This window comes from Paenibacillus agricola, assembly GCF_011440305.1.
Lineage (GTDB): Bacteria > Bacillota > Bacilli > Paenibacillales > NBRC-103111 > Paenibacillus_S > Paenibacillus_S agricola.
The window spans coordinates 269,300-285,742 of the sequence record NZ_JAAOIW010000007.1; the positions used below are offsets into that span (position 1 = coordinate 269,300).

Consider the following 16,443-nt stretch of genomic DNA (forward strand, 5'->3'; position numbering starts at 1 on the left):
GACCTACTCCACCTTTCTGGGGAACACAAACATGTCCTCCGGCTTCCATTCCAGATAAACCGTTTCTCCTTGCTTTAAGGCTCCGCCCTCTTGCTCAGCCAGCAATCGTACCGTTATCGTGTGTTTACCGACAGTGACTTCGCATTCCGTATAAGCCCCTAGGAAGGAAATCAGTTTGACTTGGCCTTTCACGCTGTTCATATCCGTAGAAGCTGACTCTTCCTGAGCAAGCTGTATTCTCTCCGGCCGAACATACATGGATACTTGATCACCCGTCCGAAGCTCGATCCCCTTCGGTGAAGCACTCAAAGCAAAACCTTCCTCAGTTCGCAATCTTAATTGCGAAGGATGGGTTTCCTCCAATATACCGTACATCCGGTTCGACTTTCCGATAAACGTATGTACAAACTCCGAGGCAGGTCGGTTATAGATTTCCCAAGGAGTGCCTACTTGCTCCATTTTCCCGTTAGCCAATACAACAATCCGGTTGGATAAATATAAAGCCTCTTCCTGATCGTGGGTGACAAAAATGGTTGTCACGCCAATCTCTTGCTGCAGCCGCTTTAGCTCATCACGCAGCTCTTCCCTCAGTTTCGCGTCCAGATTACTTAACGGCTCGTCCAGCAATAGCAATGACGGTTCCGTGACCAGCGCTCTGGCAATGGCGATCCTCTGCCGCTGTCCGCCCGAGAGCTGCTTGGGATAACGATCCGCCACATTGGGAAGCTTGACGACCTCGAGAATCTTCTTCACCCGTTCCTGCATTTCGCTTTTTGGCGTCTTCCTCAGCTTCAGTCCATAGGCCACATTTTCAAAAATCGTCATGTGCGGGAACAACGAATAAGTTTGGAAGACCATCCCCAGCTCCCGTTTATTGGACGGCATACCGTTCATCCGTTTGCCTTTAATGAATAAGTCGCCTTGATCGGGTTCAAGAAAACCGGCAATCATATTCAGCGTAGTCGTTTTCCCGCATCCGGATGGACCGAGAAAGGAGACACATTCCCCTTGCTCGATCTGCAAATTAAAGTTTTCCACCACTACGTTGGAGCCGAAAGATTTTTGGATATTTTTCAATTCAACATCGATGTTTTTGCCCATGAGATCCACCTATTTCCCGACTTTTGGAGCGATTTCTTTGTTAAACCGGTCAATCCATGCCGATGTGCCGCTTCCTACTGCCTCTAAGTCAAACTTCACGATCTTTTTACGGTCAAAATCAAGCTTTTTTGCAATGTCCTCTGGAAGCTTCACGTCAACGGCAGGGTTATAATAAAGCTTTGAGCCGTACATTTTTTGCACTTCATCTGATAGTAGGAACTCGATGAATGCTTTGCCCGCGTTCTCGTTTTTCGCCCCTTTAATTATCGTGGCCACGTTGGGTACGACGTTGGCACCCTCCTTCGGAATGACGAATTCCAGGTTCACTCCGGCATCCTTTTGCACCAAGCTTCTCGCCATTGTCCATGCTGTGTAAACGGCTGTTTTGTTTTGTACATTTTGCTGAAGCTGCGCGGAGGTTTTGGCGAAGGTCGGCATATAACCCGCAATGGTCTCTAATTGTTTGAACCCGGGATCCATATTCTTCTCGGAACCGCCGTTAGCGTAAGCAAGCATAATTAAAGCGGAACGTCCAAAATTACTCGAAATTTCTGCAAGTGTCAGGTTTCCTTTCATTTCAGGCTTGGCTAGGTCATTCCATGATTCCGGAACAGGCAGCCCTTTGGACTTCACAAGCTCGCCATTATAGGAGATGCCCATCGGCGTAAAGTTGACGGCGATCCCGCTGTTTTCTGCAACTTTCAAATCCGGAAGCACCTTATTCATGCTTGGAATATCCTTTTCGGAAATTGGTGCCCACAGCCCTTCTTTCCGTCCCGCTTCTTGTTCCCCGCCTTCTACGATCGCAACGTCAATCTGCGGAGCTGCCTTTTGGGCCTTTACCTTTGCCACAATTTCAGTGGAAACACCTGATACATAGCTCAATTTGATGTCTGGATATTTTTCGTTAAATTTTTTGAAAATTTCATCTTTCATCAACGTTTCGACTGTTGCCCCATTACCGGCTACAACCAACTGCTTCTCCAATGTTTTCGGTGCTTCAGTCACTGGTGCGTTTGAAGCCTCAGGCTTCGTTGGGGTTGCCGAGGTTCCGCATGCTGACAAAATAACACCACATAGCGTTAAAACAGATAAAATAGACCCTGCCTTTTTATACATAATAAGTTCCTCCTCGAAATCGTTCTCTAATAGAGAACATCGTTTTCTATTGGTGAATATGGTACAATATTAACATGTCGATACTTGCTTCTGCAACCAGAAATTATCTGTTTTCAGCATCTATGTCAGATAAGATTACGTTAAGGACATTTATACCAATATGTGCTAAACTTACTTTGATTATTCATGCTAGATTCATAACGAAGGAGTTTCCTATGGAACACTTATCATCCGTCAAAAATAGCTGCAGATTGTTGAAATTTTTCCTTCAATCCCCATCCAAAGAGCTCGGGGTCAGCGATTTAAGCCGTAAACTTACCCTCTCCAAAGGGGCCGTCCATAAGATGCTCGCTACGCTAGAGAGCGAAGGTTTCATTAGGCAAAACCCTGCCACTAAACAGTATTATCTAGGATATACGCTGCTGGAGCTGGGGAACCAGGTTCTCAAAAACCATAACTTATCGGACTTTGTAAAACCTTATTTAGAAAGATTGGCTCAGATGTCCAACGAGCTAATAACCCTCTGCGTAAAGGATGAGCGGGACGCTTTATATGTGGATAAAATCGACTCCCAATATCCCATCCGATTTAATGTAGATATGTACCGCCGTTTCCCTCTTTATGCCACTTCAGCAGCCAGAGTTATATTTGCCCACTGTAACTTGTCCCTAATCGATGACTTGTTAAAGGAAGATATCCGTACATTTACACCCTATTCGTTTAAAGATCCCGAAGCCATTAAATCTCGTCTACTGGAAATCAAACAACAGGGCTATGAAATGAGCTCGAATATGCGTAACGTTGGCGTAACAGGTATAGCCGCTCCTCTATTTGACGCCAATGGAGAAGTATCCGCCTCAATCAGCATTATCGGTCCTTCCGATCGAATGCTCCCTCTTAAAGAGAAGTTAATCGGGCAGATCATAGAAGTGACGAAAGAGATTTCCTCACAACTGGGCTACCATGGATAACGACCCGTACACACTATAACGTCAAATTGAAAGGGGCATCCCAACGGAAGCCCCTTTACTGGTATCAAATCATGAATCCATCGTTTCTTTTAGAATCCACAAATCGTTCGTCAAGCCGCTCTTCAGGTAGCAGCCGTAGAAGCTCTAAAGCCTAGATACAAACGGATTACCCATAGCCCAGTAACGCCATGGATAATGTTTGGCTTCCCCGCTGTTCTCGATGCCAATCCTTGGCCCCGCCGCTATCGATTCTATGTTCTTTCCTTCGGCTATGTAAAGAGGAGGGGCAAAGAACGACCTTCCGTAATCTTCCTTTTCAATACCAAGCGCTTTTGTCAGTTTTCCTGGACCATTGGTAAGGGCTTGAAGCTTTTTATCTGGACCACGCCGTTCATACATAAGTCCAATTCCTGTACAGGGCTCTAACGCTCGAATTAAAACTGCCTCAGGGTGGCCGGATTCCCCACTAACCACATTGATAAGGCAGTGGGTATGCATCACATAGGTGTACACATAACCAGGAGGACCGAACATGACATCTGTTCTGCGTGTCCTTCGATTACCAAAGCTGTGTGCGGCACGATCCCCCGGACCTATGTAGGCTTCCGTTTCTACAATCCATCCCGAAGCCGTTCCTAATTCCGTTTCTTTCACAAGCAGCTTGCCGAGCAGCGAACGGGCCAACTCCAATGTGGGCTGCTGATAGAACGAAACATCTATGGGTTGAAACAACCGAACATTCACCCCCTATTTATCTGGATCCTCGACTCATTTTACCCTTCCTTTGGCGTCTTAACCCTTCCAGACAACGAAAAACACCATCCAATACAGATGGTGTTTTTAGCTCATTTCTATTCTAACTTACTCATCATTTCCGGAAGCGCCCATCAGACAGCCTATTGCCTTACTCCACTTGTGGCTTTTCCGCTGTGACACTGACATCCTTCCACGTTAACGTAGAGCTCGGATCCACCGATAAATTTTTCACACGGTTGTTTACTGCATAAATCCCTGAGCGGTATAAGGTTGGGATCAACGGCACCTCTTCACTCATTAGAGCCTGCCATTGGTTATAAATATCTTTGCGATATTCTTTATTAAAGGCTTGCTCGGAATGCCCTTTGGCCAACAGTTCATCGTTTTTGTCATGTACCCAGTGCGTGTAATTGAACAAAACGTCGCGTCCATATAATCCATATGGATCCACATCGGAGCCTGTTGACCAGGCCGCTGCAAAGATGTCGACCTTTGGATCATCCTTTTGCACCCTGTCGTAGAACGAGTTAAATTCAGTTAACCGGCCATCCACAAGCTGCACATCAAGGCCTACCTCTTTCCAGCCCTGCATATAAAATTTGGCCAAAGGCTCGGCAATGTCGCCTCCGCTCATCATCAGGAAGTTGACCGTAAATTTCTTTCCCTCCGGATCCTCGCGAAGCTTGTCCCCGTCCTTATCGATGTAGCCTGCTTCATCCAGCAGCTTTTTCGCCTTCTCAGGGTCGAATGTATAGCCTTTGGCCGTCTTGTCGTGATAGCCCATAAAGGATGGCGGGATTAAGGTGGTAGCGGGAAAGCGTAAGCCGTGGTAAAGCTTATCTCCAACCGATTGGTTGTCCATCGCATAGGCCATGGCCTGGCGGAGCTTCTTGTTTTGGAATTTGGGATTGTCCATCACGCTTTGTTCCTTTTGCGCGTCCCAATGACCGAGCTTAAAACCAATATACGTGTAAGCTGAGTCAATTTTGCCGATAAATTGCAGGTTCTTTGTGCCTTTTGCTGTGGTATATTGATCGGTTGGAAATTCAGCGAGGTCGATATCACCCTTTTTCAAGGATTGCAGCACAACCTGCGGACTGACCACTTTGACAATCACCCCTTTTAAACTCGGCTTGCCTGCCCAATACTCTTCGTTGCGGACGAATTCGACCGACTCGCCAGATACAATCTTGTTCAGTTTAAAGGGTCCAAAGCCAATCGGGCTTTTGCGGATTTTATCCGACTGCGCCAATTGATTGATCGCAATATCCTTCAAATAATGCTTAGGAAACGGAGATGCCCAAATTCCTGTGAGTAACGATGGGTTGGCATGGTTCCAAGCAATGGTTAACGTCTTCGCATCGACCACTTTGATGCCAGAAATGCTCGGCGCGCTCCCGCTGTGATACACGTCCATCCCAACCACGTCTTGGATAAGCTCACTCCCATAGCGGACGCCTGTATAGTCCTTATTGCCGATTACCAAATACGCATATTCCAAATCCTCCGCTTTTACCGGCTCTCCATCATGCCATTTGACATTGTCCTTGATTCGGATCGTCATCGATTTCTTGTCGCTAGACAGCTCGAAGGTAGCAGCTCCCTCATTCGTAATTTCATAATCCCCATTCGTGTGGAACAGCGATTCATCAAAAAATTGCAAAAGCTCTGCATCCGGTGCTCCTTTATACAATGCTGTATTCAGCGTCCCCTCAAACGGAGTATTAGACACCAATCCGTAATTCAGTACCCCATCCACCGGCTGCCCTTCGTTTTTGACGCTCATCGGGAAATTTTCGATGCTTTCCTTTGCTTTTCCCTTGCTGGCATTCGCTGGGTCTGAACTGCCTGTCGCAGTACTCGTCGTACTACTCGGTGGACTACCTGTTGAATTGCTGGCCCCGCTGCTTGGCGGACTGCTTGTAGGGCTGGCTTCACACGCCGACAGCCATAATAGAAGACAAACCGGTACACTGAGCAGCTTCGCATATTTGACCAAATTGACCATACATCGCTTCCCCCTTAGGATCCTAATCGTTGTCTCGCATCAGCTGCACGCTTCAAGGCTTGGCCGATAAAATTAATACACAGCATCATAATGAAAATTAGCAAGGAAGCCGGCAGCCATATCCACCATTTGTTTTGCAAAACCTCCGGGTTGATCGCATAGCTGACTAACGTACCAAGGCTTGGTGTGCCTTCCGGCAGTCCAAAGCCCAGATAGCTTAAACCGGACTCAATCCCGATATTGCCGGCAAGTGTCAACGTCAAATTCACAATAATGATCGAGCTGAGATTCGGAAAAATCTCCCTGACAATAATTTTCCAATCCGGCGTGCCCAGCGTCTTTGAAGCGCTGACGTAGTCCAGCTCCCGTTCCGCCAGCATTTTGGCGCGGATGAGCCGCGCTTTACCTGTCCATAAAAAAGCACTCATAATGAGGACAAACATCACGACATCATTCCTCGGGACAATCGTGATAAAAACAATCAGCAGCATCAGAAACGGCAAGACGAGAATAAAATCAATCAACCGCATAATGAGATTATCGATAACACCGCCAAAATATCCAGCGACCGAGCCAACGACCAAACCGACGAAGCCAGTAAGCAGGGTAATAATGAAACCGATTGTAAAAGAGTTCCTTGCACCGATAACTAGCTGTCCAAAAATATCCCTGCCTCCATAATCGGTACCTAACCAATGGTCAGCGGATGGCGGCTCATAAATTGCGAACAAATCAACCTTGACGACTTCCTCTTGGTCTAATACAAGCGTCGAAGCATAGACCACAATCAGCAGGAGCGAAAGCAGCAGCAGAGAGCTGAAAGCCCATTTATCTTTCACGACTTCCCGCCAAAGGATATTCACATTCCATCGCCCCCTATTCCTCTACTAGACTGTACCTTATTCTATTCGTATACGCGGGTCTACAAGGCTCAAAATCAAGTCGGATAATAATGTTCCTATTAATGTAGCCACCCCAGATATCATCACGAGCGCAGTCACGACGCTATAATCCCGCTGGGTAATCGATTGAAGGAACAGTTGCCCGATCCCCGGGTAGCTGAAGATCGACTCCAGAAAAATCGAACCGCCGATCAATCCGGTAATTTCGTAGCCAAGGAAAGCAGCAATAGGGATAAACGAGCTTCGCAAAATATGGCGGGAATAAATCCGTGATTCCGGTACGCCTTTGGCTCTCGCGGTTTTCACAAAATCCTTCATTTTCGTCTCAATGATCTCACTCCGCAAATATTGAATCACGCCCACAGTACCAATGAGTGCCCCCGATAAGGCTGGCAATAAAAGATGATGCAGCCTATTGAGATAATAATCGAATGTCCCTGCCTCCAGCTGGATATCGACGCTTCCGCCAGTGGGAAACCAGCCTAATGTAAAACCGAACAGAAACAGCATCAATACCGCAAAAATAAATAAAGGGGTCGCAAAGCTCACATAGCTGTATCCAACGATTAGCTTGTCCGCCCATGAATCATTCCATCTCCCCGATAGGATACCCAAGGGGACGGCGATCAGGTAGGTCAGCACGACAATACAAACAGATAACAAAACCGTATTCCCTATCCTTTGGGCAAGCAGCTCGGTCACAGGCTGCTGGTGCGTATAAGAAAGGCCCAGGTCGCCTTGCAGCAAGTTGCTGACCCATCTGGTGTACTGCACATATAAAGGATCGTTTAACCCGAGCTTCGCTTTAAGCTCAGCCAAGGTTTGCATATCCATCTTCGGGTTATCCGCCAATTGCCCCGTCAAGGCGTCGCCTGGCATCGCTTTGGCTAGAACGAAGATGAGCACGCTCAATAAAACCAATTGGGGGATCATGATGGCGATTCGCCGCAAAATAATGGTCCACATAGCTCATTCCCCTGTTTCTATAAGATCGCAGCCGAGTGCGTTTTTGTTATCCGTTTCAACGGGTGGACCCTGCCCTCGTGGTCAAAGTATTGATCGGCATGCAGCTCATATTCCTGCTCGATCTGCTGCCGAAGCTGCATTTGCGCCTGCCGCTGCCTAGGATTGGGATTCGGGATCGCCGATAACAGCCTTTTGGCATACATATGCTGCGGATGGTCGAATAGTTCATCCCTCGTCCCTTCCTCAACCAACCGCCCGCGGTACATAATGCCAACGCGGTCACACATGTGGCGGATAATACCCAAGTCATGGCTAATCAATAAATAGGTAAGCTGGAATTCCTGTTGGATTTCCTTCATGAAATTCAGCACCTGCGCTTGTACAGAAACATCAAGCGATGATACAGGCTCATCCGCAATAATTAGCTTCGGATTCAGCATGAGCGCCCTTGCAATCCCAATCCGCTGCCGCTGCCCGCCTGAAAACTCATGTGGGTATTTAAACACCGCTTCCGGGTGCAAGCCCACTCTTTCAATGATCTGCTGCACTTTCCTTAGTTCCTCTTGCGGAGACAGCCTCTCAAAATTACGAAGAGGCTCTGCAACAATATCTATGACGCGTTTTCTTGGATTCAGTGAGGAATACGGGTCTTGAAAGATCATTTGGATATCTCTGCGATAAGGGGCGAACTGACGCCGGCTCAGCTTGGAAATCCGGCTTCCCTCCAGAAAGATTTCCCCGGATGTCGCTTGGATCAGCCCGATGATCGTCCGGCCCGCCGTGGTTTTACCGCATCCCGACTCTCCTACCAAGCCGTAGGTTTCTCCTCGCTGTAGCTCAAAGCTAATACCATCGACAGCCTTTACTTGGTCGATGACCCCCCGCAGCAACCCGCCGCGTATGGGATAATGTACGTTTAACTCATTTACTTTAAGAAAGGCCATCGCATATGCCTCCCTTGGGCTGATCGGGGAAATAAAAGCTCCGGTAACAGGTGCAGCGCACCCAATGCCCCGGCTCCACTTCCCGTAAGATCGGATTCTCTTCGTGCTCGGTTGCAGGAATCCAGTTGATACGCGACTGAAATCGGCAGCCTGCTGTTGCCAATTGCTGCAGCGGTGGTACAATCCCTTGAATGACATGTAGCTTCTCATGAGGTGTTTGCAGGGAAGGAATCGAATGAAGGAGAGAACGTGTATAGGGGTGCAGCGGGCGGTCAAATAAGGTTTCCACATCGGCTAATTCCACGATTTCTCCCGCATACATGACCGCCACACGGTCCGCCATTTCAGCCACGATACCCAAATTATGCGTGATCAGCATAATCCCCGTATTTGTTTGCTGCTGGAGCTCTTTGAGCAACGCCATAATTTGTGCTTGAATCGTAACATCCAGCGCCGTAGTCGGTTCATCGGCGATAAGCAGCACCGGATCGCAGGCAATCGCCATCGCAATCATAATGCGCTGCCTCAAGCCACCTGACAGCTGGTGAGGGTAGCGCCCATAGATTTCTCCTGGATTTGTAATCCCCACTCGCTCCAGCAAGTCCAAAGTCCGCTGCCGTTTATGATCAGGAGAAAGCGTCGTGTGGTAGTCCAGGCTTTCCTCAATTTGTCTGCCTGCCGTCATTAACGGATTCAGCGCAGAAAGCGGATCTTGAAAGATCATGCCAATTTTGCGGCCACGAATGGCATTCAGCTCATGGACACCCAACGCTAGCATATCCATGCCTTCGAATCGAATCGAGCCTTCCAGCTTCGTTCTCTCCGGTGCATGCAGCCCAGTAATAGCAAGCGCCAATGCGCTTTTCCCGCATCCAGACTCGCCTACGATGGCCAGCACTTCATTGGAATGAACGTTTAAGGTGACACCGCCAACCGCGGCAAAATATTCTTTTTGGATACGAAAAGAAACCCGCAAATTTTCAATCTGCAAAACCGGTTGTGTCACTCCAACATCACCCCTGCCGTTGCATCTAAGTTCCGCTTGTTACCCACTTATCTTTTTATGTAAGTAATTCTAGGAAAGTACCTCCATTCCTTTTCAATGCCGAAAAAATTGTATACCTGCCAATGCCAGCCCTAAATAATTGATCCTGAGAACAAAAAAAACACTTTGAGAACTATATTCTCAAAGTATTCTTATGATAATAATATAACGTGCCACTGGACCTACAATTAGTCATTGTGCTGAATACGCAACTACAAAGTTCAATAATAAGAGATTAGCATAATTGCTAAGTAGTGTGCCTTCAATACCACTCTTCGAAAACGTTTATACCTTTTTAACAAATTCGGATTTTAATTTCATCGCTCCAAAGCCATCAATTTTACAATCAATATCATGATCTCCATCAACTAAACGTATATTTTTCACTTTGGTGCCTACTTTTACGACTAAGGAGCTTCCTTTTACCTTTAGATCCTTGATTACCGTTACTGTATCGCCATCGTTTAATACATTGCCATTGGCATCTTTGATAATTGGGGGTTCTTCGCCATTCTCGGTATCCAATTCTAAAGTCCACTCATGGGCACATTCCGGGCAAATCAAAAGACTCCCGTCCTCATACGTGTACGCTGAATTGCATTTTGGGCAATTAGGTAAGTCGATCACATTTCATTCCTCCATCGTTTTTGTCAAACGTTATTGTTAAAAAATCATCGGCCAGTCTAGCTTCTTAGGTGCTCCGAGCTTTTTGTTCTATAATAACACTTCGCTTTGGATCATGCATAACAAATGGTTAGGAATCCACAATGCTCGGTCTAATGAGCCTTCTTCGACCGAGATTACACTGCTGACTACCTACACGGGTAAAGAGAGCCCTCGTTATCACTTCTGTAAATTACAAATCCGGTAAATTTCCGGATTTTGTCCCTACCCGGTAAGGCGTCGAGATGCCTTCATAATTGAACATCATGCTCATCCCCATGGAGGCGTGCATTAAATTGTGGCAATGCATCATCCATAGCCCAGGATTATCCGCTTTTACATACACCTCGAAGGTCTCACCTTGTTGCGTTAAAAGGGTATCCAGATAAACGGGGCTTCCTTGCAGCGGCTGGCCATTACGGCTCAGTACCCGAAAGGTATGCCCATGCAAATGAAAGGGGTGGTCGCCGCCGCCGGCATTCGTGATCGTGATTTTCACATTCTCCCCCTCAGCAACAACCATCGGTGGTATTTCATGAAAACTTTGGCCATTAATCGTATTGATGAACAAATTTTGATCGAGCTTTATTTGCAGATTTTGGTCGAAAATAAATCGCTCCACGGAATCATTCGGAACCGGCGCTCCATAGTTGGCAAAGGTGAATACAGTACGCTCTGGACGGGTGAGCGGCTCGCTGCCTACTCCCACTATTACCTTTAAACCTGCTGCTTCGCTCGCCAAGATGACCTTACCTTGTTCCGGCATCTGCAAGAGCAGATCATAACGTTGCCCGGCGCCAATATTGAAATCATGATGATCCAACATTCCAGGTTCGTTCAGATCATGACCATCCAAGGCGATAATACGGTAAGAGGCACCATTAACGCTCATGTCAAACGTGTCATTCGCGGCATTAATCACCCTCAGCCTTAGCTTCTCCCCAGGCGCCGCCTCGACACTCCATCCCTTCGCTGAGCCATTCACGAGAAAAGTCCCGTTCAATTGCTGTAGAAGGATGCTTTCCTCCTGATCGTAATCGAATGTTTCTTTTTTCGGCTCCACAATAAATCGCCCAAGTAAACCCTTCTTGACCTGCTCCGAGCTGGCCTGATGGGAATGGTACCAATACGTGCCCGGAGAAACCGCTACGAATTCATATATAAATTGCTCCCCGGGCTTCACAGCGTCTTGAGTCACCCCGGCCACCCCATCCTGCGAGCAAGGAAGCACAATCCCATGCCAATGAACGGTTACCCCTTCTTGAATATCCTGATTGTCAAGCACGACACGGACCCGATCACCTTCCGTGACACGAATTTCCGGACCTGGCGTTATGCCGTTGAATGCCCAGACCTTCTCGGACTGTCCGTTATCCAACTCCTGAATGGTCTGTGCCGCAGTCAGCCGAAACTCTTGAACGGGTGCATCACTCACACCCGCGGTTATTTCTTTACATGACCGTGCTGCTTGCTCAGATACACCTTCCTTAGCAAGCTCGCCTTCGTGTGCGTGTTTGGCTCCCCCATCCATGTGATGCATTTGTCCCATATTCACTTCGAGTGGCTTCTGCAGCCGTATTTGCCAAAAATAAGTTCCCGCCGTTGCACCGAGCAAGATGACGACTGCCAATAAAATCAAGCTGATATTCCATTTCCACGTAAGCTTACGCATTAACAATCCCCCCTCTCTTGTAATTGATTAATCAATAACTGTTATTGAAATATTTTTTCCTCAGTTACGGTTTTGTAAAGCCCGAATTGTTGCTGTAATCCCGTCCGCGAACTTCGTGGCGGGTATTTTGCCAATTTGACGCTCGTACTTCTCTCCACTTAACGTCAACGGCTCTTCTGTTAAATAAAGCATCTCGACTATCTCCTTCATGACCGGGACGAACATTCCGAGCAGGGACAAGCCCATTTTGCCGAGAGGAATAACAGGCTTCGTGGCTCCGCTTGCTTGGCGAGCGATACGAACAATCTCCCTGCCGGAAATACTGCCAGGACCTGGAATATTCCAATTTTGGCCATAAGCATGATCCCGGCTCGCAAGCTCTGCGATCATAATCGCCGCGTCCGGCAAGTACACATATTCACGAGGGACGTGCATGTTGCCGATGAAAAACGCCATTTTGCCAGCGGCAATTGCCTCGAGTGTGCCTCCTAGATAAGAAGCTTGATTCGCTGTCGGTCCATAATAATCGGGTAGGCGAACAATCATGGCCTGCACGTTGTTCCATCGGCTGCTGAAAATCATCTGCTCAAAAGCAAGCCTGATCTTGCCTTTCTTTGTGTGTGGCTGTTTAGGATGCTCCTCGGTCACTTTGTCCATCTGCCTTCTTCCGTATGGATAAATGCCATCTACCGCGACAACCTTCAAGCTTAGCCGGTTGGCTGCTTCCATGACCGCTTCACCTAGCGGAATCAATTTGCTTGCCATCTCATTATACGGTACATTAGCGCAATGGAATAAAACATCCGTTCCTTCCGCGGCGGCAGCAATGTCGTCTGACCGGAATGCATCGCCGACAGCCAGCGACAAATTGGACGGATTACCCAGCTGAGCCGCAAACTGTTCCAGCTTTTGGCGGGAACGTCCAAATGCAATCGTACTGATTCCCCGCTTGACCAGCTCAGCCGTTATAACGGCACCCGTACCGCCAGTTGCTCCTACTACAATAACTCTATTCATGTTCATCAACCTCTCCGTTTTGTTATTGATCAATTACTAACTTCATTTAACATATCAAATTGTTATTGATTAGTCAATAACAATTTTACGCAGCTTATTTTGCGGGTTCAAAAATACACATACGATGGCTCCTGCACCTACTCCGAGAAAGAGATCGTATTCCACCACTCTTGAAACACAAGTTTCCATTAATTTACTTTACCATTCCCTTTCTTTCCATACAGCTTTATGAATAATTATTCACTGCCCAAGCCGTTTACAGTTATTAGAAACTAAGGTAATCTATTGGTACTGGAGACATGGGCTCTAGGCTGTCGATAAAATTCTCGACGGTCTTTTATAGGATCTCTAAACTTTCTTATATTTTTGCTTCCCTTCACAAAAAATACAACAATAAAGACCGTCTTTTGGGTAATGATAAATACCATTAAGGCTATTCCCAAATGAGCCACTCATACAAGATTCTTCTGTACTCAGTCATGTGGGGGATACGATATAGATATGATTAGAGAGGACTGTTTGTATGAAAAAAGCCATGGTTATTATCAACCCCTCTTCCGGCAAAGAAGAAGCGCTCAACCATCTCATAAGCGTTGAAGAATTTCTGCGTGACCATGGATACGAGGTTTCAGTCAATAAGACGGCCAAAGTACTGGATGCCACCGATTTTTGTATTTCTGCGTGCAAGGACTGCTATGACCTGGTCGTTTCCATCGGCGGAGACGGCACGATTCACGAAACCATTAATGGACTGATCGATCAGGAGCATCGCCCGAAGCTCGGTGTAATCCCTATGGGTACCGTTAATGATTTTGCCCGCGCGCTGCAAATTCCATTAAATCCAGCCATGGCCATCCAAACACTCACTTCTTCCAAAGTGAAAAAAGTAGATATGGGTCGATTGAATAACCAGTTGTTCGCCAATGTCGTTGCCGCAGGTTCACTTGCTGAATCGCTGTCTGCCGTAACGTCAGAGGATAAATCCAAGCTTGGCTCTTTTGCCTACATTAAAGAAGCCATTAAAGATCTTACAAGTAACCCTGCCTTGCACCTCGTCATTCGCCATGATGGACAGCTATGGGAAGGCGAATCCTCGCTCTTTCTCGCCGCTTTGACAAACTCAGTGGGTGGGTTCGAGAACTTGGCGCCAGACGCGGCTGTCGACGATGGCCTTATTCACTGCTTTATTATCAAAGATCTCAATATCTTCAACACCATTACAGTCAGCTTATCTTTACTGTTTGGCAACCTCAAGGGTCATAAGGATGTTATTTATTTTACTGCAAAACATGTAAGTGTAAGCTCCCCAGAATCTGTTAGAACCAATGTTGATGGCGAAGAAGGGCCTGCTTTGCCCATTGAGCTCAGTATTATTCCTCGTCATATTGAGGTAATTGTGCCGGATGAGGAGTAAGCCAGCCATGTAAAATACTTTTCATTATGGAGTGGATGTCGTGACTCTTGAAGCCAGTTATACCCGGACCGCTGCATTCTTTATCAGCTATAAAGACGACATCCAAGAGCAGCGTGAACCAGTTGGGCATTTCCATGATTCATTTGAGTTGGTTTACTTCTCCAGGGCGGACATTCAGATCTTTCTTAAAGATAAGCAGTATCAGATTCATGATGGCGATTTGCTGCTTATCAACGAATTTGACATTCATCGGATACTCTATAAGCCCAACTCCCACTATACTCGTTACGTTATTAACTTTAAGCACAATTTCATCCGCGACTTACTTGTACTGCTACAATTGGAGACCACGTTCAATTCCTTGGTGCAAAGTCAGACCCATACCATTTCGCTGGATTTGAAACAGCGGTATAAAATTGAACAATTATTTAAAGCATTATATGATATGCAGGAAGATTCGGTCGAAAAAATCGACTTGACCCTGGAGCCCTCCATCAAGATGAATTTGTTATTGCTGCTTATTGAATATTATCAGTTAGTTCAGATGAAAGCGTATCGTAAACGCGAGGATTTTGACAAAGAAGTTCAGGAAATCATTCATTTTATTGATACTAGGTTTATGGAGGATATACAACTAGAGGATTTGGAGCAATTATTGGGAATAAGCAAGTACACGATTTGCCGGATATTCAAGAAATCGACTCGTTTTACTTTCAGCGAATACTTACAGCATCGCCGAATTATTGAAGCCCAAAAAAAACTTATTTCATCTGATAAGCCGATTATTGAAATCGGACTGGAGTGCGGCTTTCAAAATTTACAACATTTTTACAGAGTTTTCAAGAAAATCTCCAATTGTACCCCTTCTCAATATCGAAAACAGAAGCACCACAACGGATTGTGAGGCCTCTGCTGCCGAAATATAGAAGATGCATTAAACAATAAGCTCAGGCTGCAAAGAACCGGAACCAAACACAACCGAAAATTTCTTGCCTGCCGCTGAGACAGTTTCACCATCCATATAGCATACGCTAAAAGCACGCCGGGATTTAGCACTACTGTTTCCTTCTGAACCGTGAACCGTCCAGTTGTGCAGTAGAACGGCTTCCCCGGCTTCAAGCTCGAGATTGATTGGCTCCATCACTTCATGCAATCGCTCAACCTGGTCACGGGTCAAAAACCCAGACGGATTGCTAGGGTTCATCAGATGTCCTTGGGTTTTCGGGAAGATTTTCACACAACCGTTCTCGATGGTGGCGGGATCCAATGCAGTCCAAACCGTAACTAAAGGATCACGGTCCAAATCCGTCCAACGATCCTGATGAAAGGGTAATACGGATCCGTTCCGTGCCGGCTTATTTAAAAACATAGCTCGGAAGCATGAAACACGAATATCCGTGCCATAAACTTTATCGCAAATTTCTCGAAATACAGGTTTTTGCATGTAAGATAAAAAAAGAGGGTCAAACTCCAAATTCTCAATCTTCCGATAGTTCAACGTTGAGCCTTTAAATCCGTTGGTTTGTCCCGATTGCTCATATCCCTCTCCCGCTTCGCGTTGCATCATTAAGCGCTCGTAATCCAATTCGGCTTTTCCCAGCATAATGTGGTCGATTCGCTGAGAAAGCGCAACCAACTCCATCCCGGTCAAAACTTTTCCCAGCTTCAGGTATCCTTGCTCTTCATAGGTTCTCCATTGCTCTGGAGTTATTCCTGTGCTCATCATCACATCATTCTCCCTTATTCGTATGATTGATCGTTCATACCTTTATTGTACCGAGTGTTCCGGTGCAGATCTTCACTTATTTTGTAATAGGTTTCAGAGATAACATATCTTGCATAACTCTTATGCCTACAATCACCCT

At 46.5% G+C, this 16,443-nt stretch carries 15 protein-coding genes; 3 read left to right on the forward strand and 12 right to left on the reverse strand.

Annotated features, from left to right (window positions below; genetic code table 11):
• Positions 1 to 3 precede the first annotated feature (3 nt).
• Positions 4 to 1,101: an ABC transporter ATP-binding protein gene (locus G9U52_RS20300; RefSeq protein ID WP_166152455.1), complete on the reverse strand. Its 1,098-nt coding sequence runs from the start codon at positions 1,099 to 1,101 to the stop codon at positions 4 to 6.
• A 9-nt stretch (positions 1,102 to 1,110) separates the two neighbouring features.
• Positions 1,111 to 2,220, reverse strand: coding sequence for an ABC transporter substrate-binding protein (locus G9U52_RS20305; RefSeq protein ID WP_166152456.1), 1,110 nt, complete (start codon positions 2,218 to 2,220; stop codon positions 1,111 to 1,113).
• A gap of 215 nt (positions 2,221 to 2,435) precedes the next feature.
• Here G9U52_RS20305 and G9U52_RS20310 point away from each other — a divergent pair, with 215 nt between their 5' ends.
• Positions 2,436 to 3,191: an IclR family transcriptional regulator gene (locus tag G9U52_RS20310; protein WP_166152457.1), complete on the forward strand. Its 756-nt coding sequence runs from the start codon at positions 2,436 to 2,438 to the stop codon at positions 3,189 to 3,191.
• Between the two features lie 144 nt (positions 3,192 to 3,335).
• On the opposite strand, the gene G9U52_RS20315 is transcribed toward G9U52_RS20310, so the two are convergent.
• The 9 genes from G9U52_RS20315 to G9U52_RS20355 all read right to left on the reverse strand — a co-directional run bounded on the left by G9U52_RS20315 (position 3,336) and on the right by G9U52_RS20355 (position 13,164).
• Positions 3,336 to 3,923, reverse strand: a complete 588-nt coding sequence (locus G9U52_RS20315) for a DNA-3-methyladenine glycosylase (protein WP_166152458.1) — start codon at positions 3,921 to 3,923, stop codon at positions 3,336 to 3,338.
• Between the two features lie 172 nt (positions 3,924 to 4,095).
• Entirely contained in the window at positions 4,096 to 5,955 is a 1,860-nt protein-coding gene (gene opp4A / locus G9U52_RS20320) for an oligopeptide ABC transporter substrate-binding protein (RefSeq protein WP_243767459.1), read from the reverse strand.
• A gap of 14 nt (positions 5,956 to 5,969) precedes the next feature.
• Positions 5,970 to 6,818: an ABC transporter permease gene (locus G9U52_RS20325; protein WP_166152459.1), complete on the reverse strand. Its 849-nt coding sequence runs from the start codon at positions 6,816 to 6,818 to the stop codon at positions 5,970 to 5,972.
• Positions 6,819 to 6,854: 36 nt separating this feature from the next.
• Positions 6,855 to 7,823 carry an oligopeptide ABC transporter permease gene (opp4B, locus tag G9U52_RS20330; RefSeq protein ID WP_166152460.1) on the reverse strand — a complete coding sequence of 323 codons (969 nt, stop codon included), beginning with the start codon at positions 7,821 to 7,823 and terminating at the stop codon, positions 6,855 to 6,857.
• A gap of 17 nt (positions 7,824 to 7,840) precedes the next feature.
• A complete protein-coding gene (locus G9U52_RS20335) occupies positions 7,841 to 8,767 on the reverse strand; it encodes an ABC transporter ATP-binding protein (protein ID WP_166152461.1) in 927 nt (308 codons plus the stop codon).
• On the reverse strand, positions 8,754 to 9,773 hold the full coding sequence (locus G9U52_RS20340) for an ABC transporter ATP-binding protein (RefSeq protein WP_166152462.1): 1,020 nt from the start codon (positions 9,771 to 9,773) through the stop codon (positions 8,754 to 8,756). The genes G9U52_RS20335 and G9U52_RS20340 overlap by 14 nt, the downstream gene beginning before the upstream one ends.
• Before the next feature lie 324 nt (positions 9,774 to 10,097).
• Complete coding sequence (locus G9U52_RS20345) at positions 10,098 to 10,439, reverse strand: zinc ribbon domain-containing protein YjdM (protein WP_166152463.1); 342 nt, start codon at positions 10,437 to 10,439, stop codon at positions 10,098 to 10,100.
• Positions 10,440 to 10,668: 229 nt separating this feature from the next.
• Entirely contained in the window at positions 10,669 to 12,147 is a 1,479-nt protein-coding gene (locus G9U52_RS20350; protein WP_166152464.1) for a multicopper oxidase family protein, read from the reverse strand.
• Between the two features lie 60 nt (positions 12,148 to 12,207).
• Positions 12,208 to 13,164 (reverse strand): SDR family NAD(P)-dependent oxidoreductase, encoded by a 957-nt coding sequence (locus G9U52_RS20355; protein ID WP_207953093.1) that lies wholly within the window; start codon positions 13,162 to 13,164, stop codon positions 12,208 to 12,210.
• 523 nt (positions 13,165 to 13,687) lie between these two features.
• Between G9U52_RS20355 and G9U52_RS20360 the strand changes: the two genes are divergently transcribed.
• Positions 13,688 to 14,578: a diacylglycerol/lipid kinase family protein gene (locus G9U52_RS20360; protein WP_166152466.1), complete on the forward strand. Its 891-nt coding sequence runs from the start codon at positions 13,688 to 13,690 to the stop codon at positions 14,576 to 14,578.
• A 31-nt stretch (positions 14,579 to 14,609) separates the two neighbouring features.
• Entirely contained in the window at positions 14,610 to 15,482 is an 873-nt protein-coding gene (locus G9U52_RS41415; protein ID WP_207953094.1) for an AraC family transcriptional regulator, read from the forward strand.
• A 30-nt stretch (positions 15,483 to 15,512) separates the two neighbouring features.
• On the opposite strand, the gene G9U52_RS20370 is transcribed toward G9U52_RS41415, so the two are convergent.
• A complete protein-coding gene (locus G9U52_RS20370) occupies positions 15,513 to 16,304 on the reverse strand; it encodes a phytanoyl-CoA dioxygenase family protein (RefSeq protein ID WP_166152468.1) in 792 nt (263 codons plus the stop codon).
• Positions 16,305 to 16,443 lie beyond the last annotated feature (139 nt).

Coding starts and splice junctions, on each gene's coding strand:
- G9U52_RS20300 (WP_166152455.1), bottom strand. CDS start 1,101: ATGGGCAAAAACATCGATGTTGAATTGAAAAATATCCAAAAATCTTTC.
- G9U52_RS20305 (WP_166152456.1), bottom strand. CDS start 2,220: ATGTATAAAAAGGCAGGGTCTATTTTATCTGTTTTAACGCTATGTGGT.
- G9U52_RS20310 (WP_166152457.1), top strand. CDS start 2,436: ATGGAACACTTATCATCCGTCAAAAATAGCTGCAGATTGTTGAAATTT.
- opp4A (WP_243767459.1), bottom strand. CDS start 5,955: ATGGTCAATTTGGTCAAATATGCGAAGCTGCTCAGTGTACCGGTTTGT.
- opp4B (WP_166152460.1), bottom strand. CDS start 7,823: ATGTGGACCATTATTTTGCGGCGAATCGCCATCATGATCCCCCAATTG.
- G9U52_RS20335 (WP_166152461.1), bottom strand. CDS start 8,767: ATGGCCTTTCTTAAAGTAAATGAGTTAAACGTACATTATCCCATACGC.
- G9U52_RS20350 (WP_166152464.1), bottom strand. CDS start 12,147: ATGCGTAAGCTTACGTGGAAATGGAATATCAGCTTGATTTTATTGGCA.
- G9U52_RS20355 (WP_207953093.1), bottom strand. CDS start 13,164: ATGAATAGAGTTATTGTAGTAGGAGCAACTGGCGGTACGGGTGCCGTT.
- G9U52_RS20360 (WP_166152466.1), top strand. CDS start 13,688: ATGAAAAAAGCCATGGTTATTATCAACCCCTCTTCCGGCAAAGAAGAA.
- G9U52_RS20370 (WP_166152468.1), bottom strand. CDS start 16,304: ATGATGAGCACAGGAATAACTCCAGAGCAATGGAGAACCTATGAAGAG.